Raw genomic sequence first — 25601 nt, 5'->3', positions numbered from 1 at the left:
CGGACCGCCACACCCCCGCAGGCCCCGACGGGGCCATGTCGCACCGTCAGGTGCTGGAGTCGCTCAGCGGCCTGCTGCTGGGCATGTTCGTCTCGATCCTCGCCGGCACGGTCGTCTCGACCTCGCTGCCGCTGATCATCTCGGACCTGAAGGGCGACCAGAACGCCTACACCTGGGTCGTCACCGCGACCCTCCTGGCGACCACCGTCTCGACCCCGCTCTGGGGCAAGTTCGCCGACCTCTTCAACCGCAAGCTGCTGATCCAGCTCGCCCTCGCGGTCTTCGTCCTCGGATCCGCGGCCGCGGGCTTCTCGCAGGACACGAACATGCTGATCGTGTTCCGCGTCTTCCAGGGCCTCGGCGCCGGCGGTCTCGCGGCGCTGAGCCAGATCATCATGGCCGACATCATCAGCCCCCGGGAGCGCGGCAAGTACGCCGGCCTCTTCGGCGGAGTGATGGCCGTCGGCACCGTCGGCGGCCCCCTCCTGGGCGGCGTCGTCACCGACGCGTTCGGCTGGCGCTGGAACTTCTTCATCGCGCTGCCCGTCGCCATCGTCGCGATCGTGCTGCTCCAGGTGACCCTCCGGCTCCCCGCGCACCCCAAGCGCACGGTGAAGATCGACTACTTCGGCGCGGTCCTGATCGCCGCGGGCGTGTCCCTCCTCCTGATCTGGGTCTCGCTCGCCGGCAAGAACTTCGAGTGGGCCTCGTGGGAGACCGCGCTCATGGTCGGCGGCGCCGTGGTGCTGCTGGTGGCCGCGGTGATCGTCGAGCTCACGGTCGACGAGCCGATCATCCCGATGGGGATGTTCAGGAACCGCACCTTCAGCCTCGCGGTCGTCGCGAGCGTCTCGGTCGGCGTCTCGATGTTCGGCACCGCGGTGTTCCTCGCGCAGTACATGCAGCTCTCGCGCGGAGCGACGCCGACGCAGTCGGGTCTGCTCACCATCCCGATGATGGCGGGCCTGCTGATCGCCTCGACGATCTTCGGCGGCATCATCTCGCGCACCGGCAAGTGGAAGGCGATCATGGTCTCGGGCGGCGTCCTCGCGGTCGTCGGCACCTACCTCCTGAGCACGCTGCGCTACGACACGAACCTGGTGCTCGTCGGGATCTACATGGCCGTCCTCGGCGCCGGCCTGGGCATGCTCATGCAGAACCTCGTCCTCGTCGTGCAGAACTCGATCGAGGTGAAGAACCTCGGAGTCGCCACCAGCGCGGTCACGTTCTTCCGCAGCCTCGGCGGCACGATCGGCGTCTCGGTCCTCGGCTCGATCCTCGGCACCGTGATCGCCGACCGCATCGGCAGCGGCGTGGCCGGCCTCGAGCCCGCCGATCAGGCGCTCGCCGCCCAGACGCTGGGCAGCGGCACGATCCCGCAGGTCGCCACCCTGCCCGAGCCGCTCCGCATCGTCGTCGAGAGCGCCTACGGCATCGGCGTCGGCGACGTGTTCCTCTTCAGCATCCCGCTCGCGATCATCACCCTGATCGCCGTGATCCTGCTCCCGAACGTCGATCTCGGCACCAAGAACGCGATCCAGCTGAAGTCGGAGCCCGGTGCCCCCGCCGCCGGCTCGACCCGCGTGGTCGAGGACGCGGAGGACGCGCTCATCGCGACGGCCGACGGCCAGGCGGGCCTGCGTCCCGTGGGCCAGGCGAGGCCGACCGGCTCGATCGACGTGGTCGAGCGCCGCTGATGACTCCCTCGGGAGTCCTCGACGCCGCGCCGGGATCCGTTCCCGGCGCGGCGTCCCCGCGCGCGCTCGCCGAGGTCGAGGAGCAGATCACGGCGCTCGCCGTGCAGGTGCGCAGCGCCGTGCGCGACGCCGCCGCCGCGATCGACCCGTCGCTCCCTCCGTTCGGCCTGCGGCTGCTGCGGATGCTGGAGCGCTGCGGCCCGGTCCACGCGAGCGTCGCCGCCGAGCGGCTGGGCGTCGACCGGAGCGCCATCAGCCGACAGGTGCGCCAGCTCGCCGAGCTGGACATGGTCGAGATGACCGTGGACCCCGACGACGGGCGCGCCCGCTTCCTCGCGCTGACGGCCCTGGGCCGCGAGCGCATGGCGCACCTCGGCGGCGAGCAGCGCCAGCGGATGCACCGGGCCCTGCGCACCTGGCCCGAGGAGGACCTGCTCGCGTTCGCCGGCTACCTCGAGCGGCTCACGACCGCGGAGTAGGCGGCGGAGGCCGTCGCGCACCACGGTCATGCCCCCACTCCGGCCGGCCCTCGGGTTAGGGTGCTGGGATGCTCCCTCTGACCGAGGACGCGGTGCGCGCCTCCTTCGTGAACGCCTCCCGCAAGGAGGTCGCCGACGTCTCGCTGCCGGTCGGCTTCGACTCCCTCGACTGGGACTCGATCGACCTCCTCGGCTGGCGCGACAAGAAGATCGGGCGCCGCGCCTACGTGGTGGTGCCGATCGACGGCCGGGCCGTCGGGGTCCTGCTGCGGCAGGCCGACGCGCTGCCCCGCTCGCGGGCGCAGTGCTCGTGGTGCCGCGACACGCGCCTCCCCAACGACGTCGTCTTCTTCGGTGCGCGCAAGGCCGGCGCGGCCGGGCGCTCGGGCGACTCGCTCGGCACGCTCGTCTGCGCCGATTTCCAGTGCTCGGCGAACGTGCGGGCGCGGCCCCCGATCGCCTACGTCGGCTTCGACGTCGAGCAGGCGAAGGCCGAGCGGATCGAGACGCTGCGCGCGAAGTCCGCCGGCTTCGTCCGCGAGGTGCTCGCGACGCAGTGAGCGGCGCTCAGCGCCGAGTGGAGGCGCGCACGTGCATCCGCTCGCCCTGGCGCCCGAACAGCGACAGGAACTCGACCGGCTTCTCGTCGGCCCGGCCGAACCAGTGCGGCACCCGGGTGTCGAACTCAGCCGCCTCGCCGGCGGGCAGCACCAGGTCGTGCTCGCCGAGCCGCAGTCGCAGCCGTCCGCTGAGCACGTAGAGCCACTCGAAGCCCTCGTGGGTGCGCTGCTCGAGATCGTCGACGGGCGGTGCCAGGGGACCGCCCGGGATCGTGTGCTTGAACGCCTGCAGTCCGCCGGAGTCGCGGGTGAGCGGCTGGATGAGCATCCCGTTCCGCCGCATCGGGCGCCCGTGCACGCGCGGGTCCTCGGGCGCCGCTCCGACCAGCTCGTCCAGCGGAGCGCCGAGTGCGCGGGCGATCGGCAGCAGCAGCTCGAGCGTCGCGCGCCGGCCCCCGCTCTCGAGCCGCGGGAGGGTGCTCGCCGAGATCCCGGTCTCGGCCGAGAGCGAGGCGAGGGTCCGGTCGCGGCGCAGGCGGAGTCGGCGCAGTCGCGGTCCGACGGCGGCCAGCACCTCGTCGTCGGAGGGTCGGGAGTCGTCGGGCATGCTCCGAGAATGGCAGAAGGGCCGCGCCGTCGTGCCGGAACAGCACGGATCCGCGACACCGGCTCCCGGGCGGCGCACTCTCGATCCATGACACGCACCCCCGCCCCCGCCGACGTCCTGATCCTCGGCGCCTCCTTCGCCGGCCTCGCCGCCGCCACCGCCCTCGGCCGCAGCCTCCGCGACGTCCTCGTCGTCGACGGCGGCCCTCCGCGCAACGCCCCGGCGCCCGGCGCGCACAACGTCCTCACCCGCGACGGCACCGCGCCGACCGAGCTCGTCCGCCTGGCCCGCCTCGAGGCCGAGGGCTACGGCGCCCGGGTCGTCACCGGGCGGGTCGTCAGCGCGTCCAGCACCGGCGAGGCCGTCTCGGCGACCCTCGCCGACGGCACCGTGCTGCAGGCCCGGCGGCTGCTGCTCGCGACCGGAGTCGCCGACCGGCTCCCCGCGATCCCCGGCCTCGCGCCGCGCTGGGGCCGCGACGTGCTGCACTGCCCGTACTGCCACGGCTTCGAGGTGCGCGGGCGGAGGATCGCGGTGCTCGGCAGCGGATTCGCGCCGCACCAGGCGCAGATGTTCCGCCAGCTGAGCCCGCACGTCTCGATCCTGCTGAACGGCGTCGAGGCGCCGACGGGGGAGGAGGCGCGCGGACTCGCCGCCCGCGGCATCGCGCTCGTCGAGGGCGCGGTCGAGGAGGTCCGCGTGGAGGACGACCGCCTGGTCGGCGTCGTGATCGATGGGACGCTCCTCCCGCTCGATGCGCTCGTCGTCGCCCCCGACGTCTCGGCGCGCCTGCCCGCCGGACTCGGTCTCGAGCTCGTCGACCACCCCTCCGGCGTCGCGCGCCACCTCTCGGCCGACCTGATGGGGCGCACCGGAGTCGCCCGCGTCTTCGCCGCCGGCTCGCTGGTGGAGCCGATGTCGCAGGTGATGGCGGCGGCCGCCGACGGCCTGCGGGTGGGCGCCGCGATGAACTACGACCTGATCGAGGAGGAGATCGCCGCGTCGCTGCGCGAGCACGCCGCCTAGTGCTCACCAGGCCCTAGCGCCGCCGGTACTCCAGCTCCGGCCGCCCGGGCGAGCCGTAGCGGGGAGCGCGCTCCGCGACTCCGGTGTCGGCCAGGTGCTCGAGGTAGCGCCGAGCCGTGACCCGCGAGACGTCGAGGCGGGTCGCGAGCTCGGCGGCCGACAGCCCGACCTCGCCGAGCAGCGCGGTGACGGACTCGAGCGTCTGGGCCGAGAGGCCCTTCGCCAGGCCCGGCGCGTTCGAGGTCCGCAGCGCCGCGAACGCGCCGTCGACCTCGTGCTGGCTCGCGACGGCCGAGCCGTGCAGCTGCCCGCGGTAGGAGCGGTAGCTGGCGAGCTTCGCGGCGAACGTGCTGAAGACGAACGGCTTGATCAGGTACTGCACGATGCCCGCGGCGACGGAGGCGCGCACCACCGCCGCGTCGCGCACGGCCGTGATCGCGATCACGTCGACGTCGAGCCCGGCCGCTCGGACGGCCCGGCAGAGGTCGAGCCCGCCCATGTCCGGCAGGTTCATGTCGAGCAGGATCAGCGCGATGCCGGAGTCGGCCCGCAGTGCGCGGATGGCCTCGGCCCCGGTGCCGGCGACCGCCGCCACCTCGAAACCGTCGACGCGGCGGACGTAGTCGGCGTGGGCGCTCGCGGTGAGCGGCTCGTCCTCGACGACGAGCACGCGGATCGGGGTCATCGCGCCGCCTCCGTCGCCAGGTCGGCGCGCACCGGCAGCGGGAGCTGGACGGTGAACACCGCGCCGACGTGCCGCGACACCTCGATCGTGCCGCCGAGGCGCTGCACCACCTGCTGCACCAGCGCCAGTCCGATGCCGCGGCCGAACGCGTCCTGCTCCTTCGTCGAGTACCCGCGCGCGAACACGTCCGCCGTCTCCTCCACTCCGGGGCCGCTGTCGGACACCTGGATCACCAGCTCCTGCTCGCCGCGCGCGCCCTCCGCGTGGCCGAGGTAGACCTCGACCCACGGCTCGTCGACGCCCTCGGGAGCCGCGGCCGCATCGAGCGCGTTGTCGATCAGGTTACCCAGCAGCGTCACCAGATCGCCGGGCTCGAAGCCCTGCGTGCCCGGCTCCAGGTGCGTCTCGAGGTGCAGCTCGACGCCGCGCTCGCGCGCCTGCGCCGTCTTGCCCAGCAGCAGCGCGGCGATCACCGGCTCCTGCACCGAGGTGATCAGTCGGTCGGCGAGCCGCTGGCTGAGCGTCAGCTCGCCGGCGGCGAACGACAGCGCCTGCTCGGGCCGGCCCAGCTCGATCAGCGAGGCGATGGTGTGCAGCCGGTTCGAGAACTCGTGGGTCTGCGAGCGCAGGGCGTCCGAGAGGGTGCGCATCGACTCCAGCTCGCCGGTCATCCGCTGCAGCTCGGTGCGATCGCGGAGGGTGGTCACCGTGCCCAGCGGACGTGCTCCCGGCGACGCGGCCGGCTGCTCCGTGACCACGAGGATCCGCTCGCGGGCGACGACGAGGCGGTCGGTGACCGGCTCGTCCGAGCGGAGCAGCTCGCGCAGCGCCTCGGGGATGTCGAGGTCGGCGATCGGCACCGGGGTGCGGACGCCCTCGAGGCCCAGCAGCTCGAGCGCGTGGTCGTTCGCGAGCACGAGGCGCCCCCGGTCGTCCACCAGCAGCAGCCCCTCGCGCACCGAGTGCAGCACCGATTCGTAGTAGGCGAACACCTGGCTCATCTGCTCCGGACCCCGCCCGCCGGTCACCCGCCGCAGATAGCGGGCCAGGAGCCAGGAGCCGAGCCCGCCGAGCAGCACGGCGCCGAGCGCGCCCCACGCGACGACCTGCACCCGGGCGCCGAAGGACGCGTCGACCGCCTGCAGCGTGACTCCGGCCGACACCAGCGCGACGATCTCGCCGCTCCCGTCGAGGATCGGCGCGACCGCGCGCACCGACGGCCCGAGCGTGCCGGTGTAGGTCTCGGTGAACGTGCGGCCTTCGAGCGCCGGGGCGATGGTCCCGATGAAGGCCTCGCCGATCCGCTCGCGGTCGCGGTGGGTGTACCGGGTGCGGTCCGGATTCATGATCGTGAGGAAGTCGACGCCCGTGTCGGCCATGATCGCCTCGGCGTACGGCTGCAGCGGGCGCGACGGATCCGCCTCCTGCGTCGACTCGACGACGAACGGGTTGTCGGCGACGGTGCGGGCGACGACGAGGCTGCGCGCGGCCGCGTCGTCACCGGCGCGCCCGCGGGCGTCGACGGCGAGCACGGCGACCGCGGCGGCGGCGATGAGGAGGATGCAGAGCAGCTGCACCGCGAACAGCCGCGCGGCGATGCTGCCGCGCGGGCCGCGGTCGCGGCGCGCACGCGGGGCGCGCACTCGGGGCATCGCGACCTCCTCGTCACCTCTCGCGGCGGGCGGAGCGGGCTCCGGCCGTTCCGCGTGAACAGTATGAACGCAACCGCGCCCTCGGACGTCGGCGGGGCCACCATCGGAACGTTCCGGAGCGCTCACCGCTCCGGCCCCGCACCTCACCGGCACGACGACCCGTCGCACCAGCACCCCGCGAACACCCTCCCTCGACGAAGAGACAGGACACGCTCATGGCGAAGACGCCCGGACGCCCCTCCGACCGGAACGGCACCGACAGGCTCAGCCCCTCGGTCACGCCCGCGAAGACCCGCAAGCGGATCGACCGCAACCACTGGCTGTACATCGCGGTCATCATCGCGGTCGTCGCCGGCGTGATCGTCGGCCTCGTGGCCCCCGCGTTCGCCGCGACCCTCGAGCCCGTCGGCAAGGCCTTCGTGGGCCTCATCAAGATGATGATCGCGCCGATCATCTTCTGCACGATCGTGATCGGGATCGGCTCGATCGCCAAGGCCGCCACGGTCGGCAAGGTCGGCGGACTGGCACTGGGCTACTTCATCGTCATGTCGACGTTCGCGCTGGCCATCGGCCTGGTCGTCGGCAACATCCTGCACCCGGGCGAGGGGCTCGACATCTCGGGCGCCACCTACGACACGACCGATCTGAAGGCCGAGACCACCGCGGAGTTCGTCCTCGGCATCATCCCCGTCTCTCTCTTCTCGTCGCTGGTCGACGGCAGCATCCTGCAGACCCTCTTCGTCGCCCTCCTCGTCGGCTTCGCGCTGCAGAAGATGGGCGCCAAGGGCCAGCCGATCCTCGGAGCGATCAAGCAGCTCCAGGTGCTCGTCTTCCGCATCCTCTCGATGGTCCTCTGGGTCGCCCCCATCGGCGCCTTCGGAGCGATCGCCGCGGTCGTCGGCAAGACCGGCTGGGGCGCGGTCGTCGCCCTCGCCACCCTGATGATCGGCTTCTACGTCACCTGCGCGATCTTCGTGGTCGTCATCCTGGGCCTGCTGCTGCGCATCGTCACCGGCGTCAACATCTTCTCGCTGATGAAGTACCTCGGCCGCGAGTACCTCCTGATCGTCGGCACCTCCTCCTCCGAGGCCGCTCTGCCCCGCCTGATCGCCAAGATGGAGCACCTGGGCGTCTCCAAGCCCGTCGTCGGCATCACCGTCCCGACCGGCTACTCCTTCAACCTCGACGGCACCGCGATCTACCTGACCATGGCGTCGCTCTTCATCGCCTCGGCCACCGGCTCGCCCATGTCGATCTCGGAGCAGATCGGGCTCCTCCTCTTCATGATGATCGCCTCGAAGGGAGCGGCGGGCGTCACCGGCGCCGGACTCGCCACCCTCGCCGGCGGCCTGCAGTCCTTCCGCCCCGACCTGGTCGACGGCGTCGGCGTCATCGTCGGCATCGACCGGTTCATGTCGGAGGCCCGCGCGGTCACCAACTTCACCGGCAACGCGGTCGCCACCCTCCTCGTCGGCACCTGGACCAAGCAGGTCGACACAACGCAGGTCCGCGAGGTCCTCGCCGGCCGCGCCCCGTTCGACGAGGCCTCGCTCGGCGCCGACGACCACGACGCCCCGGCCGCGTCGGGCACCTCGATCACCGAGGGCATCGCGTCGATCAGCGCCGCCGACCGCGCGGAACTCGCCGGCAAGCGCTAGGCGCCGCTCCCGCCCCCACGACGACCGCCCCGTTCGAGGAACCGACCCCCCTGGGTTCCTCGAGCGGGGCGGTTCTGCGTCAGCACGGTGCTCTCATCGCCGCCGCCCCACGCCCAGCAGCGGCAGCGTCACCGTGCACAGCGGGCCGATGAGCACCGCGAACGCGAGGGTGCCGACGCCGACGTTCCCGCCCAGCGCCCAGCCGATCAGCAGCACGGTGGCCTCGACGCCCGAGCGGCCGACCCAGATGGGCAGGCCGGTGCGGCGGTGCAGCCCCGTCATCAGTCCGTCGCGCGGGCCGGGCCCGAGGTGCGCCCCGATGTAGACGCCGCTCGCGACCGCGAGCAGCACGAGACCCGCGGAGAAGAGCAGGATCTGCCCCCAGAGCGTCGAGGGCGTCGGGATCAGCCACATCCCGAGCTCGATCGCGGGCCCCACGGTCAGCACGTTCAGCACGGTGCCCAGTCCCGGCCGCTGCCGGAGGGGGATCCACAGCAGCAGCACGAGCAGGCCGATGATGTTCGTGAGCAGTCCGATTCCCAGTCCGGTGCGGAGCGAGAGGCCCTGCGCGAAGACGGTCCACGGATCCACTCCGAGCGCCGCCCGGATCATCATCGCGTCGGCGACGCCGTAGAGGACGAGCCCGACCATCAGCCGGGGAACGGCTCGGATCCGCCACTGTCCGAGCGGAACGGGAGCGTCGAGGGGCGCCGGGGCGGTGAGGGGGCGGGAGGCGGGCGAAGCGGTCACAGGGGACATCACAGCGCAGGATTGGCCTTCCGCGCGCGGTCCAATCCCACTACCTTGGACGCATGGCTGATGTCCACTTCGGCGTGCGCGCCCTGCAGACCCTCCTCGGCGACTGGCGCGAGCAGCGCGGCACCCGCCCCGCGTACCTGGCGCTCGCCGACCGCGTCCGCCTGCTCGTCATCGACGGCCGCATCCCGGCCGACAGCCGTCTGCCCGCCGAGCGCGAGCTCTCGGCCCGGCTGGGCGTCAGCCGCACCACCGTCGCGGCCGCCTACCGCGAGCTGCGCGAGAGCGGCTACCTCGTGAGCGTCCGCGGCTCCGGCAGCGTGACGCGCCTCCCGGGTGCCGCGGTGCACGCCGTGCCGACCCTGGCGCCCGACTTCCTCGACTTCACCAAGGCGGCGCTGCCCGCCGTGCCCGAGCTGGGGGAGGCCTACGCGCGGGCGGCGCAGAGAGTGCCCGAGCACTTCGACGACGGCTCCTACGACACCGTCGGCCTGCCGATGCTGCGCCGCGCGATCGCCGAGCGATACACGAAGCGCGGCCTGCGCACCGAGCCCGGTCAGATCATGGTGACCATCGGCGCCCAGCACGCGATCGCCCTCGTCGCGCGCACCCTCCTCTCGCGCGGCGACCGCGCCCTGATCGAGGCGCCGACGTACCCGCACGCCTACGAGGCGCTCCGGCTCGCCGGCGCCCGGCTCGGGCCGGTCAACGTCGACGGAGCCGACGGCTGGGACGACGAGGGCCTGATCGCCGCGCTCCGCGGCACCAGCCCGACGCTGGCCTACCTGATGCCCGACTTCCACAACCCGACCGGCCGCTCGATGGCTCCGGAGCTGCGCGAGCGCGCCATCGCCGCGGCCGCGCGCCAGGGCACGGTGATCATCGCCGACGAGACCACCGCCGAGCTCGACATCGACCGGCGGATGTCGCCGCTCCCGTTCGCCGCGTACGGCCCGGAGGGCACGGTCATCTCGATCGGGTCCGTCGGCAAGACGCTGTGGGGCGGGATCCGCATCGGCTGGATTCGCGCCGATCGCGGCACGATCCGCAAGCTCGTCGCGGCCCGCTCGGCCGGTGATCTCGGCAGCCCGATCCTCGAGCAGCTGCTCGTCACCGACATGCTCGGGCGGATGGAGGGGGTGTTCGAGCTGCGCCGCGAGCAGCTGCGCGCCGGTCGCGACCACCTCGAGGCGGCGCTCGCCCGCGCGATCCCGGAGTGGAGCGTCCCGCGCGTCTCGGGCGGCCTGTCGACCTGGGTGGGCCTGGGCCGTCCGGCGAGCTCGCAGCTGGCGCTCGCCGCCCGCACCTTCGGCCTGCTGATCACCGCCGGCCCCCGCTTCGGGATCGACGGCGCGTTCGAGCGCTTCCTCCGCATCCCGATCGGCTACTCGCCCGAGACGACGGACCGCGCGGTCGAGGCGCTCGCCGCGGCGTGGGCGCAGGTGGCCCGGCACCCGGTGGCCGAGACGGGGTACCTCGCGGACGTCGTCTGACCTCCCGACGCTGAGAGCACACCCGCATCATCCTGAGGATCGACGAGTACTCAGTCGGCTGATGAAAGACTCGTGAGGTGCATCTCCTCGCGGTCCTCAGCATGAAGAACCGGGCGCTCATCGCCCTCGTCACCGTCGTCGTCGCCGTGTTCGGAGGTGTCGCGCTCACCGGTCTGAAGCAGGAGCTGGCGCCGTCGATCTCGTTCCCGCAACTCGCGGTCGTGTCCAGCTACCCGGGCGCGGCGCCCGAGGTGGTCAACGACGACGTGTCGACCCCGATCGAGACCGCGATCCAGGGTGTGCCGGGGCTCGAGACGACCAGCGCGACGTCCTCGACGAACTCGTCCCTGATCTCGGCGTCCTTCACCTACGGCACCGATCTCGCCACCGCCGAGCAGAAGATCCTGCAGGCGGTCAACCGCATCCGCAGCACGCTGCCCGAGGGCGTCGATCCGCAGGTCGTCACCGGATCCTTCGACGATCTGCCGGTCCTCCAGCTCGCCGTCTCGAGCGACGGCGACGCCGAGGCGCTCGCGAGCGACCTGCGCGAGAGCGTGATCCCGGACCTCGAGGAGGTCGACGGCGTCCGCGAGGTCGCCCTCGTCGGCGAGACCGCGCAGCGCGTGACGATCACTCCCGACGACGCGCAGCTCGCCGCTGCCGGAGTCACGGCGAACGACATCCGCACCGCGCTGCAGCAGAACGGCGTGCTCGTCGCCGGCGGCGAGGTCACCCAGGACGGTTCGACCTTCTCGGTGCAGTCCGGTCAGAAGCTCGGCTCGACCGACGACATCGCGGCGCTGCCGCTGCTGCCGTCCTCCGTCGGCGCGTCCGCGGGCGCGTTCCCCGCCGCTCCGACCGCAGCGCTGCCGACCATCGGCTCCGTGGCCGCCGTCGCCGTGACGGAGGCGCCCGTCACCTCGATCTCGCGCGTCAACGGCCAGCCCGCGCTGACCCTCTCGATCACGAAGCTGCCGGCCGCCAACACGGTCGACGTCTCGACCGGCGTCACCGCGCTGCTGCCCGACCTCGAGGCCTCGCTCGGCGACGGTGCGACCTTCACCTCGGTCTTCGACCAGGCCCCCTACATCCAGGAGTCGATCGCGGCGCTCGCGCAGGAGGGGGCGCTGGGCCTCGTCTTCGCGGTGCTCGTGATCCTGGTGTTCCTGCTCTCGGTGCGCTCGACGCTGGTGACGGCCATCTCGATCCCGACGTCGGTGCTGATCACCTTCATCGGCCTGCAGACCGCCGGGTACACGCTCAACATCCTCACCCTCGGCGCGCTGACCATCGCGATCGGCCGCGTCGTCGACGACTCCATCGTCGTGATCGAGAACATCAAGCGGCATCTCGACGCGGGGGAGGAGCGCGCGGGCACCATCACGCGCGCCGTCCGCGAGGTCGCCGGAGCGATCACCGCCTCGACCATCACGACCGTCGCGGTGTTCCTGCCGATCTCGTTCGTCGGCGGCACGACCGGCGAGCTGTTCCGTCCGTTCGCCCTGACCGTGACCATCGCGCTGCTCGCCTCGCTGGTGGTGGCGCTCACGATCGTGCCGGTGCTCGCCTACTGGTTCCTGCGCCCCTCCAAGCGCCCGGGCGTCCGCGAGGCCGCGCGCGCGGCGCTCGACGAGGAGCGCACGGCGGCGTGTGAGATCCCCGTCGCACCTGCGCCTGCGCGGGAATCGCTGCCGGAGTCGCCCGCCCACGGCCACCGCTCCGCTCACGCCGCCCCGCGCCCGGCCTCCGCGCTCCAGCGCGTCTACGGTCCGATCATCGCCTGGACGCTCAAGCACTCCGTCGTCACGGTGCTGCTCTCGCTGCTGGTCCTGGTCGGCACCGGCGCGCTCTACCCGCTGATGAAGACCAACTTCCTGGGGGCCAGCGGGCAGAACACCTTCACGGTCACGCAGACCGTGCCGGTCGGGCAGAGCCTGGACGCGCAGGACGTCACCGCGCAGGCCTCGAGCACCGCGATCCTCGACGTCGACGGTGTCGAGACCGTGCAGCTCTCGATCGGGTCCTCGGGCGGCGGGCTGCAGAGCGCGTTCGGCGGCGGAGGCGGGAGCAGCATCAGCTACTCCGTCACCACCGACGAGTCGGCCGACCAGGAGGTCGTGCAGTCCGAGGTCCGCGACGCGCTGGGCGAGGTCGCCGACCCCGACGACATCAGCGTCTCGGCCGCGTCCGGCTTCGGCGCGTCCTCGGACATCGAGGTCGACCTGACCACGGCCTCGCAGTCCGACCTGCAGAGCGCGAACGACGCGCTGCTCGAGGCGCTGCGCGGCACCGACGGGATCAGCCAGGCCGAGTCGAACCTCTCCTCATCCCTGCCCTACATCGCCGTCCGGGTCGACCGGGCTGCCGCGGCGCAGGCGGGCCTCAGCGAGGTGGCGGTCGGCACGATCGTCAGTCAGGCGCTGCAGCCCTCGCAGGCGGGCACCGTCGTGATCGAGGACCGCACGCTCTCGATCTACCTCGCCGACGCGCAGCCGCCGGCGACGATCGACGAGCTCTCGGCCCTCGAGATCCCGACGCTCACCGGCCCGGTCGCCCTGTCGACCCTCGCCGCGGTCGAGCAGACGAACGGCCCGGCGAGCATCACGACCGAGCGCGGTCAGCGCACGGCCACGATCACCGTCACTCCGGAGGGAGACGACCTCGCCTCGGCGAACGTCGCCGTGCAGAGCGCGATCGACGGCACCGACCTCCCCGCGGGCGTCTCGGCCGAGCTCGGCGGAGTGACGGCCGACCAGACCGACGCCTTCTCGCAGCTGGGCATCGCGCTGCTCGTGGCGATCCTCATCGTCTACGTGGTGATGGTCGCGACGTTCCGCTCGCTGCTGCAGCCCCTCCTGCTGCTCGTCTCGGTGCCGTTCGCGGCGACCGGAGCGATCCTGCTCCAGGTGGTCACGGGCGTCCCGCTGGGCGTCCCCTCCCTCATCGGCGTGCTGATGCTGATCGGCATCGTGGTGACGAACGCGATCGTTCTCGTCGACCTCGTGAACCAGTACCGCGAGCGCGGCATGCCGGTGCGCGAGGCGCTGCTGCACGGCACGGAGCGGCGCCTGCGCCCGATCCTGATGACGGCCCTCGCGACGATCTTCGCGCTGCTGCCGATGGCGCTCGGGATCACCGGCCACGGCGGGTTCATCTCGCAGCCGCTGGCCATCGTCGTGATCGGCGGACTGGTGTCGTCGACCGTGCTGACGCTGGTCGTGCTGCCGGTCATCTACAACCTGGTCGAGGGGTATCGTGAGCGGCGGCGTGCCGCCCGCGCCGGGAAGGCGTCGGCATGACGATCGATCAGAGCTCCACTCCTCCGGACGAGGCGCAGACCATCGGCTCGCGGTGGCGCAGCGGCCCCGAGCGGGCCGCCGCGGCGCTCGCCGAGGTGAGCCCCGAGACCTTCGTCTCGCGCGGCTACCGCCCCGGGGTCCTCCGCCACATCGTGCTCTTCCGCTTCCGCCCGACCGCGCTGGTCGCCGAGGTCGACGCGGTGACCGCGCGCTTCCTGGCGCTCGCCGACGAGTGCGTGCGCGACGGGGAGCCGTACATCGTCTCGATCGAGACCGGGCCGCAGCTCAGCACCGAGGGCGCGGGCGAGGGCTTCGACCGCGCGTTCCTGCTGACCTTCTCCTCCGAGGGCGACCTCAACTACTACCTCGGCCGGCCCGCCGTCGACGGACCGGGTCTCTTCGATCCGGCGCACGACGCGTTCAAGGGTTTCGTCGGCCCGGTGCTGGACACCGCCGGGGTCGTGGCGTTCGACTTCCGACCCGAGCCTTTCGACGCCGGGGCTCTCGCGGGCTGATGGCGACCCCGGACTTCATCCTGAGCCTGCGCGAGCGGGTCGGCACGGAGCTGCTCTGGCTGACCGGTGTGACCGCGGTGATCCTGCGGGGCGGTCTCGACGTGCTCGAGCCGGAGCGCCGGGTGCTGCTCGTGCGCCGCTCCGACACCGGCGCGTGGACCGCGGTGACGGGGGTCATCGATCCGGGCGAGACGGTCGCCGGCACCGCTCGGCGCGAGGCTCTGGAGGAGACGGGCGTCGAGATCGAGGTCGAGCGCCTCGTGTGGGTGCACACCCTGCCGCCGATGACCTACCCGAACGGGGACCGCGCGCAGTACCTCGACCACGTCGTCCGCGCCCGCTACGTCTCGGGGGAGGCGCACGTGGCCGACGAGGAGTCGAGCGAGGTCGGCTGGTTCGCGCTCGACGCTCTGCCCCCGATGTCCGAGGAGCACCGCGCGCGCATCGAGCGGGCGCTGTCGGAGGATCCGGCCTGCTCGTTCGACTGACGCGGCGCTGCCCGCCGGGCCGGCTCTTGGGCTCGGACGTGCTCGGCTCGGACGTGCTGGGCTCAGACGTGCTCGCTGACGAGCACCGCGGTCGTCCCCGCTTCGAGCGCGTCGAACACGTGCGGCTCGTCGCCCGGGTACGACAGGTAGTCGCCGACGGAGAGCTCGACAGGGGCGTCGGCCGGTCCGGCGAGTGCGCGGCCGGCGGTGAGCACGAGGTGCTCGACCGTGCCGCGGGCGTGCGGGGCGGAGTCGCGGGGCGTGCCGGGCTCGGCGGCGAGCACGTAGAGGTCGCGGCGCGCACCGGGCGGGCAGGCGCTGAGGAGGGTCGCGGCGTAGTCGGCGGTCGCCGACGCCACCCGCGGCCCCTCGCCCGCGCGGATCAGCTGCACCGTGCGGCGCGGCGGCTCGACGAGGTGCGAGAACGGCACTCCGAGCGCTCCGCCGAGGGCCCAGAGGGTCTCGAGGTTGGGGTTGCCCTCGCCCGCCTCGAGCTGCGAGAGCGTCGACTTGGCGATGCCCGCGCGGCGCGCGATCTCGGAGATGCTGAGCCCGAGTCGGGCGCGCTCGCGTCGGAGCGAGGAGGCGACGAGGTCGCGAGGGGTGGGCGCGTCGGCCATGTTCGTCCTAACGGTCGAGCGTTCGGCTTGACGAACGCGTCGCGGGCCTGCACACTGTCCCGCGAGACCATTATGACGTCCTTTCGTTCGATCCTCCGAACGCTCGGTGCCGCCGACGGGCGCTCACTCGGGCTGATCGGGGCGTCGGTCGCGGTGATCGGAGTCTCGTACGGGCTCGGGGCGACAGGCGCCGGATTCCCGCTCTGGCAGATCCTGCTGCTCGCCGTCTCGGTCTTCGGGGCCTCGGCCGAGATCCTCTTCGTGGGTGTCGTCGCGGCCGGAGGCGCCCCGCTGGCCGCCGCGCTCGCAGCGCTGCTCGTCAACGCGCGGGCGCTGCCCTACGGCATGGCCGCCGGCGGCGTCGTGCGCTCCGGGCGCCGCCGGCTCCTGGCCGCGCATCTCGCGAACGACGAGACCGTCGCCTTCGCGCTCTCGGGTCGGACCCCGGAGCGCCGCCGAGCGCTGTTCTGGGCGGCGGGCGCGGTCGTGCTGACCGCCTGGCCCCTGGGCGCTCTCGCCGGGGCGCTCCTCGGCGCGGTGATCGCCGACCCGTCGGTGCTGGGCCTGGACGCCGTGTTCCCCGCCGTGCTGCTCGCGCTCGCGCTCCCGGGCCTCCGAGGCGCCGGGACGCTCGCCGCGACGCTGCTCGGCGGGGCGGTCGCGCTCGCGGCGGTGCCGGTGGTGCCGCTCGGGCTCGCTCCGGTGCTCGCCCTCGCGGGCGTCGCGGCCACGGCAGGGCGGGAACGCTCGTGAGCACCGCCGCCGTGACCCTCGGCATCGTCGTGCTCGCGGTCGGCAGCTTCGCGCTGCGGGCGGGCGGGGTGCTGCTGCGCGACCGGATGCCGCTCGGCTACGAGGCGGAGCGACTCGTCGATCGGGGCACCGTCGTCCTGCTGATCGCGGTCGCCCTGGTGTCGGCGCTGACGGAGGGGGCGGAGCCGGCTCCCGTGTCGCGGGCCGCGGGAGTCGCGGCGGGCGCCGGGGCGGCACTCCTGAAGGCGCCGCTGGTGGTCGTGGTCGTCGTGGCGGCGGGAACGGCGGCGGGGCTCCGGGCTCTGGGGGTGTGACCCGCTCAGACCGACTTCGCGAAGCACAGCGCGGAGTCGTCCCCGACGTGCGCGCCGAAGCCGTCGACCTCCGTGAAGCCGAGCGCCCGGGCTCCGGCGGCGGTCGCCGGATCCGCCGCGTCGGAGCGGAACCGCAGCGTCCGGATCCGCTGGACCCGCGCCCACGACTCGGCCGCGAGGACCAGGCGGCGGGCCACCCCCTGCCGCCGCGCCGCGGGCAGGACGACCAGGCGCACGAGCTCGGCGAAGTCGTCGGGGCCGGGGGCCAGCGCGACGAGCCCGAGGGCGGCGCCGTCCGCTCCGCCCCGCGCGACGAACAGACGCGCGTGCTCGCGGTCGAGTGCGGAGGGCGCTCCTGCGAGGTCCAGCAGCGCGTCGACCTCGGGGGAGCCGGTGCGCTCGAGTCGCACGCTCACGGCCTCCGCGGCGCTCACGAGGTCGGCTCCGCTGCTCCCGCCGGCTCGAGGGAGAGGGTCTGCACGGCCGGAGCGTCGAGGTGCGCGTGCAGGAAGTCGACGATCGTCGAGCGCAGTCCGTCGTCGAGCAGGGCGATGGAGTGCAGCGCGCCCGGGACGACGAGGAGCTCGACCGGGGCGCCGGCCTCCTTCAGGGCGGCGGCGAAAGATGAGGACTGCGAGAGCGACACCCGCTCGTCGGCCGAGTGGGCGATCAGGAACGGGGGCTCGCTGCCGTCGACGTGCGCGATCGGCGACGCCTCCTCGGCCGCGGGGCACGCGGCGAGGTCGGGGCAGTCGAGGTAGGTGCGGACGGCGGCGGCGACGCCCACGACCGGGTCGTCGTCGGCGAGGCCCGCGGCGGTCAGGTCGGAGGGGCCGCTCAGGTCGACGACCGCGGCGAGCTCCGAGGAGGTGTCGTCGTCCGTGCCCAGCAGCGAGGCGAGGTTGCCGCCGGCCGATCCGCCGAACGCGGCGACCCGCTCCGGATCGATGCCCAGCCGCTCGGTCTGCTCGGGGGCGAGGAGCCAGTCGAGCGCGGCCGAGACGTCGTCGATCTGCGCGGGGAAGACCGCGGCCGGAGCGAGCCGGTAGTTCACCGAGACGGCGACGAAGCCCTCGGAGGCGAGCCACTGGCACAGCGGCCGCCAGTTCGCGTCGGCCTTGTCGCCGCGGGCCCAGCTGCCGCCGTGCACGACCAGCACCGCGGGCAGCGGAGCGGAGTCGACGGCGTCGACGGGCGAGCAGACGTCGACGGCCTGGCCGGTCGACTCGTCGTAGACGAGATCGGCGGTGACGGGGATGTCGGAGTACTGCGTCGAGGGTACGGCGCCCGCCGCCTGGGCGATCGGCTCGGAGACCGGAGCCGCGCTCGCGCAGCCCGCGAGGGCGGCGGCGGTGAGCGCGAGGGTCGCTGCGGACAGGGCGAAGGATCGCGGGGTTCGGGAGGTCTCGCGCATGGGTGAGACGAGCGTAAGGGGTCGACGACGCTCCGCCTACAGGACCCCCGCGATCAGGGGGTGCCCGGCCGCGTCAGCTGCTCCAAGCCGGCACCGGCCGGGCCGCGTCAGCTGCTTGCGACCGGGACCGGCGGCTCCTGCGCCGCGGGCTCGACCGGCGCCGGCTCCTCCGCCTGCAGCCGCACGAGCACGACACCGGTGAGGATCAGCGCGCCGCCCGCGAACTGGATCGGCGCGGGCAGCTCGCCCAGGAGCGCCCACGCAGCGACGATCGAGAAGAGGACCTCGGTCAGCCCGACGAACGAGGCGATCCGGGTGCCGAGACGCGAACCGCCCTGGATGCCGAGGAGGTACGCCAGCACGGTCGACATGCCCAGGATCACCGCGGCCGGCACCGCCCAGGAGACCTCGTTCCCGAGGAACACCACGTCGCCGAAGGTCGCGCGCAGCGGAGTGACGCCGGTCACCCCGAGCAGGAGCAGGATCGCGGCGCCGACGGTCATCGCCCCCGCGGTCAGGGCGATCGGCGGCAGCTCCGGATCGACGCGGCCGGCGATCACGTAGTAGACGCAGAGCCCGAGGGACGCGGTGAGCGCCCACGCGATGCCGATCAGCTCGGGGGTGGACTCACCCGACAGATCGAGCACCAGCACCAGGCCGGCCAGTGCGAGCGCCGAGCCGGCGAGCGTGAAGCGGCCGGGGTGCCTCCGGGTGCGGGCCCAGGCGAAGAGGACGAGGAACACGGGCGCCAGGTACTCGATCAGCAGGGCGATGCCGACCGACATGTGCTCGATGGCGCTGTAGAAGCAGAGCTGCGCGGCCACGACGGCGAAGACTCCGTAGAGCCCGATCGTGCCGAGGTTGCGGCGCAGCACGTGCGCCTTGCCGCGGAGGGAGAGCGCCGCGGGGACCGCGAGGACGAGCGCCGCGCCTCCCGCGCGCCAGAGCACGGCGGCCGAGGGGGTCCAGCCCGCTTCGAGGAGCGGCTTCACGAACGGGCCGCCCAGTCCGAAGGCGGCGGCCGCGGCGAGGGCCAGCACGAGGCCGGAGCCGAGCCGGCGCGGGGGTGCCGTGGTGGTCATCTGCGCGTCCCTCGTCTCGGCCGACCGGTTCAGGAGTCAAACTCGTTATGCTCGTGACAGCATCCGGTGGTCCAGACGGTACCGGCTCGCCCTGTCAGGAGTCAACATGGTTTTCGCTCATGACGTCGAGGCCTCCCTCACCTCGACGGCCTTCCTCGTCAACACGCTGCCCGAGCTCTCGCACACGGGCGAGGACGAGCTCGGGACCCTCGAGCAGCTCGACGACTTCCTCCGCATCAACCGCTACACGGGCAGCCGCGAGCACTCGACGGCGGAGCTCGACGCCGTCCGCTCCGTCCGCTCCTCCCTCCGCTCGCTCTGGCTGACGAGCGCCGAGGAGGACCTCGTGGCCCTGGTCAACGGGATGCTCGAGCAGGGCCGGGCGCTGCCGCAGCTCGTGCGGCACGGACTCTGGGGCTGGCACCTGCACGCGACGCGGGACGAGAGCCCGCTCGCCACCCGCATCGTCGTGGAGGCGGCGATGGCCTTCGTCGACGTGGTGCGCGGGGACGAGCGCGACCGCATCCGGATCTGCGCGGCGGAGGACTGCGAGGCGGTGCTCGTCGACTTCTCGCGCAACCGCTCCAAGCGGTACTGCGACACGGGGAACTGCGGCAACCGGGCGAACGTGGCGGCGTACCGGGCGCGGCGCGCGACGGCGGAGGCGTGACGCGGGAGTAGGGGAAAGGGCGCGGCATCCTAGCGGGGGAGTCGCCCCCGCCCTAGCCAGGCCGCGAGGGCGCGTGTAGACTCCTGCGGTCGGCTCTTGACACCGTGCGCTCTGCGCGCGGATGGGTTTGTTAGTCAAGCGGGCCGGATCTCCGACAGTCGTCGTGAGAGACATCACATGTGTGTGAATCGGCCCCGGTCAAAGACTCGCCCGGGTTCCAGCAGGCTGCGTTCGGACGCGCCCCACGAGGGCGCCCTCCGGCGTGCGTCTGCCCGCTCCTCACCGAGCCCACGCAGAACCGAACCCAGGAAGACACAGCCATGCCCAAGAACAAGAAGCCCGCCGGCGGACGCCCCGCCAAGAACTTCGAGCCCAACCGCTTCGGCGCGTCCAGCGGCAAGTCGCAGCTCGGAGGCCGTTCGCGCTTCCCCGCGACCAAGCCCGGCGCGCGCAGCGAGGGCCACCGCGGCTACCGCCCCGTCGACGAGAACGCGCCCAAGAAGGCGCGATGGAACGCCGACGAGCGCGCCGCCCGCGCCGACGAGCGCAGCAGCGAGCGCCCCGCCCGCTCGTACGACCGCGACGAGCGCCCCGCGCGCTCGGCCGACCGCGGCGACCGCCCCGTGCGCTCGTTCGACCGGAGCGACCGCCCCGCGCGGTCGTTCGACCGCAACGACCGTCCGGCGCGCTCGTTCGAGCGCAGCGACCGCCCCGCCCGGTCGTACGACCGCGACGAGCGCCCTGCGCGCTCCTCCAAGCGCAGCGACCGCCCGGCCCGCTCGTTCGACCGCGATGATCGCCCCGCGCGCTCCTTCGACCGGACCGACCGCCCGGCCCGCTCGTACGACCGCGATGACCGCCCGGCTCGCTCGGCCGACCGCGGCGACCGCCCCGCTCGTTCCTTCGACCGCAACGACCGTCCGGCGCGTTCCTTCGACCGGACCGACCGCCCGGCCCGTTCCTACGACCGCGATGACCGCCCGGCTCGCTCGGCCGACCGCAGCGAGCGTCCCGCCCGCTCCTTCGACCGCTCGGACCGTCCGGCCCGCTCGTTCGATCGGACCGACCGCCCGGCCCGCTCCTACGACCGCGACGAGCGCCCCGCCCGCTCCTCCGAGCGCAGCGACCGCCCCGCCCGCTCGTTCGACCGCGGCGACCGTCCGGCCGCCCGCTCCTTCGAGCGCACCGACCGCCCGGCGCGCACCTCGTACGACCGCACCGACCGCTCCGCCGGCGGCGCCCGCGGCCCCCGCCGCGACTCCTCCGACTTCTACCCCTCGCGCGACACCCGCGGCTCGCACCAGGTCGACGACGTCGTCCTCGAGCGCCTCGAAGCGACCGCGACCCTCGCGGTCGATGTCGAGGGCGTGTCCTTCGGCGACCTCGGCCTGGGCGCGAACATCGTCCGCCAGCTGACCTCGATGGGAGCGGCGGCGCCGTTCCCGATCCAGGCCGCCACGATCCCCGAGGTGCTCCGAGGGAAGGACGTCCTCGGCCGCGGCAAGACCGGCTCCGGCAAGACCATCGCCTTCGGCGCCCCGGTTGTCGAGCGCCTGATGGAGAACAACGGAGGCAAGGACCGCAAGCGGGGCCGCGCCCCCCGCGCGCTCATCCTCGCCCCGACCCGCGAGCTCGCGATGCAGATCGACCGCACCGTGCAGCCCATCGCGCGCTCCGTCGGCCTCTTCACCACGACGATCTTCGGCGGCGTCCCCCAGTACAAGCAGGTCGGCGCCCTCCAGCGCGGAGTCGACATCGTCATCGCGACGCCGGGCCGTCTCGAGGACCTCGTCGAGCAGGGCCGCCTCGACCTCTCGAAGGTGACCATCACGGTCCTCGACGAGGCCGACCACATGTGCGACCTCGGCTTCCTCGAGCCGGTGCAGCGGATCCTCCGCCGCACCGCGACCGGCGGACAGCGACTGCTCTTCTCGGCCACGCTCGACAAGGGCGTCGCGACGCTCGTCGACGAGTTCCTGGTCGAGCCGAGCGTGCACGAGGTCGCCGGCGAGGACCAGGCGTCCTCGACGATCGACCACCGCGTCCTGGTCATCGAGCACCGCGACAAGGCCGAGATCATCGAGCAGCTCGCCGCGCGCGAGGGCAAGACGCTGATCTTCGCCCGCACCCGCGCCTTCGCCGAGCAGCTCGCCGAGCAGCTCGAGCACGCGGACATCCCGGCGACCAGCCTGCACGGCGACCTCAACCAGTCGCGCCGCACGCGCAACCTCGCGCTGCTCACCAGCGGCCGCGTCGACGTGCTCGTCGCGACTGACGTCGCCGCGCGCGGCATCCACGTGGACGACATCGACCTGGTCATCCAGGCCGACGCCCCCGACGAGTACAAGACGTACCTGCACCGCTCGGGCCGCACCGGCCGCGCGGGCAAGAAGGGCACGGTCGTGACGCTCATCACGCGCAACCGCCGCCACCGCATGGAGGAGCTGCTCGAGCGCGCCGAGATCGAGGCCGACATGGTCCAGGCGTTCCCGGGCGACCGCGTGCTCGCCGAGATCAGCGCTCCCGCCGAGTAGGCGGACGCGGCAACGCCGAAGGGCGGACACCTCACGGTGCCCGCCCTTCGGCGTTGCTGCGGTCGGTGACCGCGGGTCGACTGCTTACGCAGCCGGCATGAGGACGGTGTCGATGAGGTACACGGTCGCGTTGGCGGTCTGGACGCCACCGCAGATGACCGACGCGTCGTTCACCTTGATGTCGTCGCCGGAGCCGGTGACGGTGAGGTCGGTGCCCTGGACGGTGGTCTGCGTGCCGTCGATGTCGGCGGGAGCGATCTGGCCGGGGACGACGTGGTAGGTCAGGACCGACGACAGCGTCGCGGCGCCCTCGGGGGTGGCCAGCGTGGCGAGCGTCGCGGCGTCGAGCTTGGCGAACGCGTCATCGACGGGGGCGAAGACGGTGAACTCGCTGCCGTTCAGCGTGTCGACGAGGTTGACGTCGGGGTTGAGCTGACCGGAGACCGCAGCGGTGAGGGTCTTGAGGAGCGGGTTGTTCGAGGCGGCCGTGGCGACCGGGTCGAGCGACATGCCGGCGACGGAGCCGGCGCCGTCCGGGACCTGCTCGGCGTAGGCGGCGCAGCCGGGTCCGACGAGGTTCGCGGCCGGGTCCATGGTCGCCATGGGGGTCTCGGTCTCCATGGGGGTGGTGGTCTCCATGGGAGCGGAGGACGACATCGAGTCCTCGGTCGACTCGGTGGTCGAGCCGCTGCCGCTGGAGCAGGCGGTGAGGCCGAGCGTCGCGACGCTGATGAGGGCGAATGCGGCGAAAGTGGTGCGCTTGGTGGTTCGCATGGTGTTTCTCCTTCGTGAGACGGTCCCGGTGAGGGGCTCCGTTGTCCTGGTCGTGCAGAGGGGGTTCGTGCTGTGTGGACCGTTTCGCGGCCGTTGACATGTCTTCGGAGCCCTGGCTGAGGGGGTTTGGATCGGATCGGAGAAGTTCGGTAACGGCTTCGTAACGGGGCCGACCGGCCGCCGTGCAGGTCCTCCTCGAACCGCCGGTGCTCTGCCGCGTCGATTACCCTGGAGTCGGTCCGCGCTCGCGGGCGCCGGCGCGCGATCCGTGCGATCCGCCGGGAGCAGCTGCGCGATCCTCCGGGTCCGCCTCGACGAACGGGATCCGACGTGCAGACCAGGTGGGCGCGAGTCGCACGGGGCGTCACCGCCGCCGTCGCCGCGACCGCCGTCGCCGCGGCGTCGCACACCCTCGCCGGGGCGACGGCTCCGACTCCCGCCGTCCTCGCCCTCGCGGGCGCCTTCGCCGCCGTCGTGTGCGTCTTCCTCGCCGGCCGCCGGCTCTCGCTGCTGCGCCTCTCGCTCTCGGTGCTGCTCAGCCAGCTCGCGTTCCACGTCCTCTTCCTCGCGAGCGGCGGGGGCGACGTCAGCGTCGTCGGGACGACCGCCACCGGCGCGCACTTCCACGACGGAGGCACCGTCGAGCTGGTCGCCGCGGGCGGCGGGCATGCGGCGCACTCTCCTCTCATGACGCTGGCGCACCTCGTGGCCGGCGTGCTCACGATCGCCGCGCTGCGCCGCGGCGAGACGCTCTTCTGGACGCTCGGCGAGCAGCTCGCCCGCGTCGTCGTGCGGTTCGTCGTCCGTGCGGGGGCGCTCCTGCTCGGGCCGGTCGGTCCCTCCGTCGCCGTGCACGGCGCTCCGGAGCCGCGCTCGCCGCACCCGCTCGACGCCGCGCTCACGCACCTGCGGCACCGCGGACCGCCGCTGCGCGTCCTGCACGCCGCCTGACACCGCTCCGCTCCGGAACGCGTGCCGGTCGGCGTCCACGCGCGCACCGCACGACCGCGCTGCGCTTCCGGATGCCCGGCGACCGCCGGCCCCCTTCAAGGACTCGTCACCATGACCTCGACCACCCGTTCCTCCGCTGCCCGTTCCTCCGCTGCCCGTTCCTCTTCCGGCCGCCCTTCGCAGCGCCTCCGCCTCGTCGGCAGCGGCGCCCTCGTCGCCGCCGGCTCCGTCGCCCTCGCGCTCGCCGCACCCACCGCGGCGAGCGCGCACGTGAGCGCCACCGCCAGCACCACGGCGGCCGGCGCCTACACGGTCGTCACGTTCTCGCTCGCCCACGGCTGCGAGGGCTCGCCGACCACCGGCCTCACCATCACCATCCCGGACGGGATCAACTCGGTCAGCCCGACCGTGAACCCCAACTGGGAGGTAGTGAAGAACGAGGTCGCCCTCGCCGAGCCGATCACGGACTCGCACGGCGCCTCGGTCACCGAGCGCGTCGCCGATGTCGTCTACACCGCGAAGACCCCGCTCGCCGACGGCTACCGCGACACCGTCTCGCTGCAGCTCCAGCTCCCCGAGGATGCGGAGGGCGAGAGCCTCGCGTTCCCGGTGCTGCAGACCTGCGAGACCGGCTCGACCGCCTGGGACCAGCGGACCGTCGAGGGCGAGGACGAGCCGGAGCTGCCCGCGCCTGTCGTGACCGTGACCGCCGCGGAGGAGGGCGAGGGCCACCACGGCGCCGGCTCCGCTTCTCATGAGGAGGAGGAGACCGCCGCCGCGACCACCGCTTCCTCGACGAGCTCCGCCGGTGGCGCCGACGTCGTCGCCCGCGTCCTCGGCGTCGGCGGCCTCGTCGTCGGCGCCGTCGGAGTCGCGGTCGCGCTCGCCTCGCGCCGTCGCGGACCGAAGGCCTCCGCGTGACCCTGCATCGCAGCTCCGGCGTCGCCGCCGCGGCGATCCTGCTCGGCCTCGCCGGCTCGGTCGTCGTGGCGGCGCCCGCCAGCGCTCACAACTACCTCGTCTCGAGCACTCCCGCGGCGGACGCGACGCTCACCGAGCAGCCCGGCACCCTGGCCGTCACGACCAACGACGACCTGCTCGTGCTGGGCGACGACGGTCGTGCCGCCGGCCTGCGCGTCACCGGACCCGACGGCCTGTACTACGGAGACGGCTGCGTCACCGTCCTCGGCCCCGAGGCGTCGATGCCGCTCGAGCTCGGTGCGGCCGGCGCGTACGAGGTGACCTGGCAGGTCGTCTCGACCGACGGACACCCGGTATCGGGCCAGTACTCGTTCGACTGGCAGCCCGCCGCGGGCGTCGCCCTCGCGGAGGGCTCGGAGTCGGTGCCGGACTGCAACGGCACCGTCGACGTCTCGGGGGAGTCCGCGTCGGCCGAGTCCGGCTCGGCCGACGGTTCCGGTGACGCCGCCCCCTCGGGAGCCGACGCCGTGCCGATCGGCGACGTGCTGTGGATCGGCGGGGCGCTCGCTGCGGTCGCCCTCGCCGTCGGAGTCACGATGCTGGTGCTGCGCCGACGTCCTCGGGAGTAGCTGCGGCCTGCTGCGCGCGTTCCG

At 73.2% G+C, this 25601-nt stretch carries 25 protein-coding genes; 16 read left to right on the top strand and 9 right to left on the bottom strand.

Going from position 1 to position 25601, the window contains the following annotated elements:
• The first annotated feature begins 35 nt into the window (after positions 1–35).
• From LRG51_RS07980 to LRG51_RS07970, 3 genes are all read left to right on the top strand, one after another.
• Positions 36–1697, top strand: coding sequence for an MDR family MFS transporter (locus tag LRG51_RS07980; protein ID WP_055786576.1), 1662 nt, complete (start codon positions 36–38; stop codon positions 1695–1697).
• A complete protein-coding gene (locus LRG51_RS07975) occupies positions 1697–2176 on the top strand; it encodes a MarR family winged helix-turn-helix transcriptional regulator (protein WP_055786580.1) in 480 nt (159 codons plus the stop codon). The genes LRG51_RS07980 and LRG51_RS07975 overlap by 1 nt, the downstream gene beginning before the upstream one ends.
• Positions 2177–2244: 68 nt before the next feature.
• Positions 2245–2736, top strand: a complete 492-nt coding sequence (locus LRG51_RS07970) for an FBP domain-containing protein (protein ID WP_107574503.1) — start codon at positions 2245–2247, stop codon at positions 2734–2736.
• Positions 2737–2743: 7 nt separating this feature from the next.
• On the opposite strand, the gene LRG51_RS07965 is transcribed toward LRG51_RS07970, so the two are convergent.
• A complete protein-coding gene (locus LRG51_RS07965; protein ID WP_230672041.1) occupies positions 2744–3343 on the bottom strand; it encodes an XRE family transcriptional regulator in 600 nt (199 codons plus the stop codon).
• 87 nt (positions 3344–3430) lie between these two features.
• Here LRG51_RS07965 and LRG51_RS07960 point away from each other — a divergent pair, with 87 nt between their 5' ends.
• Positions 3431–4369, top strand: coding sequence for an NAD(P)/FAD-dependent oxidoreductase (locus tag LRG51_RS07960; RefSeq protein WP_230672039.1), 939 nt, complete (start codon positions 3431–3433; stop codon positions 4367–4369).
• A gap of 13 nt (positions 4370–4382) precedes the next feature.
• Here the strand turns inward: LRG51_RS07960 and LRG51_RS07955 are convergent, their stop codons facing one another.
• Together LRG51_RS07955 and LRG51_RS07950 are read right to left on the bottom strand one after the other, a co-directional pair.
• Complete coding sequence (locus LRG51_RS07955; protein WP_230672037.1) at positions 4383–5054, bottom strand: response regulator; 672 nt, start codon at positions 5052–5054, stop codon at positions 4383–4385.
• Entirely contained in the window at positions 5051–6706 is a 1656-nt protein-coding gene (locus LRG51_RS07950) for a sensor histidine kinase (protein WP_230672036.1), read from the bottom strand. The genes LRG51_RS07955 and LRG51_RS07950 overlap by 4 nt, the downstream gene beginning before the upstream one ends.
• Positions 6707–6921: 215 nt before the next feature.
• Here LRG51_RS07950 and LRG51_RS07945 point away from each other — a divergent pair, with 215 nt between their 5' ends.
• On the top strand, positions 6922–8364 hold the full coding sequence (locus LRG51_RS07945) for a cation:dicarboxylate symporter family transporter (RefSeq protein WP_230672034.1): 1443 nt from the start codon (positions 6922–6924) through the stop codon (positions 8362–8364).
• Positions 8365–8457: 93 nt separating this feature from the next.
• Here LRG51_RS07945 and yczE read toward each other — a convergent pair whose 3' ends face one another.
• The gene (yczE, locus tag LRG51_RS07940) at positions 8458–9123 is read right to left on the bottom strand and encodes a membrane protein YczE (protein WP_442965558.1); all 666 of its coding nucleotides are present in this window, start codon (positions 9121–9123) and stop codon (positions 8458–8460) included.
• Between the two features lie 53 nt (positions 9124–9176).
• On the opposite strand from yczE, the gene yczR reads away from it, so the two are divergent.
• From yczR to LRG51_RS07920, 4 genes are all read left to right on the top strand, one after another.
• Positions 9177–10613: a MocR-like transcription factor YczR gene (yczR, locus tag LRG51_RS07935; protein WP_230672032.1), complete on the top strand. Its 1437-nt coding sequence runs from the start codon at positions 9177–9179 to the stop codon at positions 10611–10613.
• A gap of 77 nt (positions 10614–10690) precedes the next feature.
• Positions 10691–13912 (top strand): efflux RND transporter permease subunit, encoded by a 3222-nt coding sequence (locus tag LRG51_RS07930; RefSeq protein WP_230672030.1) that lies wholly within the window; start codon positions 10691–10693, stop codon positions 13910–13912.
• Positions 13909–14427 (top strand): Dabb family protein, encoded by a 519-nt coding sequence (locus LRG51_RS07925; protein WP_230672028.1) that lies wholly within the window; start codon positions 13909–13911, stop codon positions 14425–14427. The genes LRG51_RS07930 and LRG51_RS07925 overlap by 4 nt, the downstream gene beginning before the upstream one ends.
• Positions 14427–14915: an NUDIX hydrolase gene (locus LRG51_RS07920; RefSeq protein WP_107574510.1), complete on the top strand. Its 489-nt coding sequence runs from the start codon at positions 14427–14429 to the stop codon at positions 14913–14915. The genes LRG51_RS07925 and LRG51_RS07920 overlap by 1 nt, the downstream gene beginning before the upstream one ends.
• Before the next feature lie 62 nt (positions 14916–14977).
• Here the strand turns inward: LRG51_RS07920 and LRG51_RS07915 are convergent, their stop codons facing one another.
• A complete protein-coding gene (locus LRG51_RS07915; protein ID WP_055786627.1) occupies positions 14978–15535 on the bottom strand; it encodes a helix-turn-helix domain-containing protein in 558 nt (185 codons plus the stop codon).
• Positions 15536–15607: 72 nt separating this feature from the next.
• Here LRG51_RS07915 and LRG51_RS07910 point away from each other — a divergent pair, with 72 nt between their 5' ends.
• Complete coding sequence (locus tag LRG51_RS07910; protein ID WP_230672027.1) at positions 15608–16288, top strand: AzlC family ABC transporter permease; 681 nt, start codon at positions 15608–15610, stop codon at positions 16286–16288.
• The gene (locus LRG51_RS07905; RefSeq protein ID WP_230672025.1) at positions 16285–16602 is read left to right on the top strand and encodes an AzlD domain-containing protein; all 318 of its coding nucleotides are present in this window, start codon (positions 16285–16287) and stop codon (positions 16600–16602) included. The genes LRG51_RS07910 and LRG51_RS07905 overlap by 4 nt, the downstream gene beginning before the upstream one ends.
• 5 nt (positions 16603–16607) lie before the next feature.
• On the opposite strand, the gene LRG51_RS07900 is transcribed toward LRG51_RS07905, so the two are convergent.
• The 3 genes from LRG51_RS07900 to LRG51_RS07890 form a co-directional block, all read right to left on the bottom strand.
• A complete protein-coding gene (locus tag LRG51_RS07900; protein ID WP_055786637.1) occupies positions 16608–17036 on the bottom strand; it encodes a GNAT family N-acetyltransferase in 429 nt (142 codons plus the stop codon).
• The gene (locus LRG51_RS07895) at positions 17033–18016 is read right to left on the bottom strand and encodes an alpha/beta hydrolase (RefSeq protein WP_230672023.1); all 984 of its coding nucleotides are present in this window, start codon (positions 18014–18016) and stop codon (positions 17033–17035) included. Before LRG51_RS07895 ends, LRG51_RS07900 begins: the two co-directional genes overlap by 4 nt.
• A 107-nt stretch (positions 18017–18123) precedes the next feature.
• On the bottom strand, positions 18124–19098 hold the full coding sequence (locus LRG51_RS07890; RefSeq protein ID WP_055786645.1) for an EamA family transporter: 975 nt from the start codon (positions 19096–19098) through the stop codon (positions 18124–18126).
• A gap of 106 nt (positions 19099–19204) precedes the next feature.
• Here LRG51_RS07890 and LRG51_RS07885 point away from each other — a divergent pair, with 106 nt between their 5' ends.
• Together LRG51_RS07885 and LRG51_RS07880 are read left to right on the top strand one after the other, a co-directional pair.
• Positions 19205–19768 (top strand): CGNR zinc finger domain-containing protein, encoded by a 564-nt coding sequence (locus LRG51_RS07885; RefSeq protein ID WP_055786648.1) that lies wholly within the window; start codon positions 19205–19207, stop codon positions 19766–19768.
• Between the two features lie 320 nt (positions 19769–20088).
• Positions 20089–22302: a DEAD/DEAH box helicase gene (locus tag LRG51_RS07880; protein WP_230672021.1), complete on the top strand. Its 2214-nt coding sequence runs from the start codon at positions 20089–20091 to the stop codon at positions 22300–22302.
• An 84-nt stretch (positions 22303–22386) separates the two neighbouring features.
• Here LRG51_RS07880 and LRG51_RS07875 read toward each other — a convergent pair whose 3' ends face one another.
• Positions 22387–23076, bottom strand: a complete 690-nt coding sequence (locus tag LRG51_RS07875) for a fasciclin domain-containing protein (RefSeq protein ID WP_055786654.1) — start codon at positions 23074–23076, stop codon at positions 22387–22389.
• Between the two features lie 330 nt (positions 23077–23406).
• Between LRG51_RS07875 and LRG51_RS07870 the strand changes: the two genes are divergently transcribed.
• The 3 genes from LRG51_RS07870 to LRG51_RS07860 all read left to right on the top strand — a co-directional run bounded on the left by LRG51_RS07870 (position 23407) and on the right by LRG51_RS07860 (position 25577).
• Positions 23407–24027 carry a hypothetical protein gene (locus tag LRG51_RS07870; protein WP_055786657.1) on the top strand — a complete coding sequence of 207 codons (621 nt, stop codon included), beginning with the start codon at positions 23407–23409 and terminating at the stop codon, positions 24025–24027.
• A gap of 111 nt (positions 24028–24138) precedes the next feature.
• Entirely contained in the window at positions 24139–24948 is an 810-nt protein-coding gene (locus tag LRG51_RS07865) for a YcnI family copper-binding membrane protein (protein ID WP_082480965.1), read from the top strand.
• Complete coding sequence (locus LRG51_RS07860; RefSeq protein ID WP_055786661.1) at positions 24945–25577, top strand: copper resistance CopC family protein; 633 nt, start codon at positions 24945–24947, stop codon at positions 25575–25577. Before LRG51_RS07865 ends, LRG51_RS07860 begins: the two co-directional genes overlap by 4 nt.
• The last annotated feature ends 24 nt before the right edge of the window (positions 25578–25601 follow it).

Origin of the sequence: Rathayibacter sp. Leaf248, from assembly GCF_920939495.1 — a bacterium.
GTDB lineage: Bacteria > Actinomycetota > Actinomycetes > Actinomycetales > Microbacteriaceae > Rathayibacter > Rathayibacter caricis.
This window is presented reverse-complemented; position numbering and strand designations above follow the sequence as displayed.